2 protein-coding genes are annotated in these 1,994 nt (G+C 60.4%); both read right to left on the bottom strand.

Annotation, left to right across the window (positions count from 1 at the left end; genetic code table 11):
• Positions 1 to 186: 186 nt before the first annotated feature.
• Positions 187 to 1,494 carry a group II intron reverse transcriptase/maturase gene (gene ltrA / locus GNZ13_RS51045; RefSeq protein WP_236002579.1) on the bottom strand — a complete coding sequence of 436 codons (1,308 nt, stop codon included), beginning with the start codon at positions 1,492 to 1,494 and terminating at the stop codon, positions 187 to 189.
• Between the two features lie 281 nt (positions 1,495 to 1,775).
• Positions 1,776 to 1,994, bottom strand: a 219-nt coding sequence (locus GNZ13_RS51920; RefSeq protein WP_216675340.1) for a hypothetical protein, incomplete at its 5' end; no start/stop codon positions are given.

Raw genomic sequence — 1,994 nt, 5'->3', positions numbered from 1 at the left:
CGGTAGAGTCGAGTTGTGGCGCGGTAGCATTAGGTTCGGTTTGTCTGTTTCCGCCCCTTTCGTCTGGCGGTGCCCGAATATCCTTGCCTTAACCCCGTTTCCACAACCCGCTCATCGAACCGGACATGCAGATCTCCCGCATCCGGCTCTCGGACAAGACATCACGCCTTCGTACGCGGCAAGTCACTACCAAGGCCCTTGTAGACGAACGAGACCAAAGTGCCCGTAGAGGTGCGAGGGTGGATAAGTCCCGCCCCTGCGACGCCTGACCTTGTGCTTGATACGTAACCACCGGCGCAACCGCGTGGAGGTGTAGCTGTCAAGCGCCCGATACGCGCGGCTGACCGTCCCTACCTTGAAGTAGTTCGCCCAGCCGCGCAGCGTGCGGTTCAACTTGCCCACCAACTCCGTGGTATCTAGCCACGTCATCGACGAAGCGGTCAGCGCGTGAATCTTCTCGACCATGCGCCGGATACTCTTCTTCGACGGACGCATGCCCATACGGGCCTGGCCAGTCACTGCAGAGTACATCCGCCCAAACGTGTAACCCAGGAAGTCGAATTCGCCTTCCGGCACCTTGCAGATTTGCGTCTTCTCCTCGTTGACAGTCAGCTTCAGTTTGCTCATGATCTCGCGCATTCGCTCCAAGGCTTCTTCCGCCTTGCCCCGCTTGCACAGGATCACAAGATCATCCGCGTAAGTCACAATGCGGCTGCCAAGACTGCGCTGAAGTCCGAGCTTCTTCCATGCCAACACAAACCGGCGCATGTAAACATTCGCCAACAAGGGTGAGATGGGAGAACCTTGCGGAATGCCGCGCCGGCTGTCCCGGGCCTCCGTCGTACGTTTCTTCCGGCCTCGGTTATCGGTTTCTTCCACGGGGCATTCCAGCCACATCCTGATCAGATGCAGTACGCGCCGATCAACGATGCGTCGCGCGAGCGACAGCATCAGTTCGGCGTGGGGAATACTTCCGAAGTAGTCCGCCAAGTCGGCATCAACAACGTCCGTTTGTCCACGGTGCAACCGCTCCTCCACCTCGACCACCGCCTGCTGGGCGTTTCGCCCCGGGCGGTAAGCGTATTGCTCTGGTGGAAGGTCGGCTTCGAAGATCGGTTCGAGCACCAGCATCGCTGCTGTCATGCACACCCGATCACGCAGGGTCGAGATGCCCAGGGGCCTCAGCTTGCCATTGGCCTTCGGGATAAACACTCTTCTAATAGGGTCCGGCCGGTAACTCTCCTGCCTGAGCGCAAGCGCCAGTTCACCGAGCCACTTCTGCACCCCGTACGCCTCGACCTCCGCAAAGTCTTGCTGATCGACACCCGGCGCGCCCTTGTTCGAGCGGCACTGGGCGTATGCATGCGCCAGCACATCCTCACGATAGATCTTGTCGTACAGAGCGTAAAAGCGGTACCCGGCTTCTGCCTTCGCTTTCGCGTGTAACGCCATCTGCAGCTTCTGAACACTGATCGGAGTTGATAGGTTGCCCAATCTCCACGTCCTCGCTCCGTATTGCGTCTGTCTTGAACTGAGGCCCCTTCCCTCCACCAGCATTACACCGGCTTCAACGGTAATACGAGCCTCTCCGTCACCCCAAGGCGCCCGGCCTGTCCCTCACGGGCGTCCGGTTGGTCATCCCTGACCACGCCAGGGGGCTTCCCGTGTTGCGTGCGCTTCCCTTGTGTGCATGCTGTCGCCACTACCCCGGCGCAGCGACTGGGCGTCCTGCCTGCTCACTCACCCAGTCGTATCAGCCTTCCCCGATATGGCAGTCAGGTCGGCCTGCGCATCGACTTTTTCGAGGCTTGCTCGGCGTTCACTCGCGTTACGGCCTGCACACTCGCGCTGTCACCGTATTTCGTGACACGCTTCACCGAAGGCTTCAACCGCTTCGTTACCTCCACGATTGCTCCGGTTGCTTCCGGCTGGAGCGGGTGCCGGGTGGGGCTTGCACCCACTGGGAAAGCGCCGCCTTTGCACGGCGCACGCCA

The sequence above is a fragment of the Paraburkholderia elongata genome (assembly GCF_013177735.1).
Taxonomy (GTDB): domain Bacteria; phylum Pseudomonadota; class Gammaproteobacteria; order Burkholderiales; family Burkholderiaceae; genus Paraburkholderia; species Paraburkholderia elongata.
This window is presented reverse-complemented; position numbering and strand designations above follow the sequence as displayed.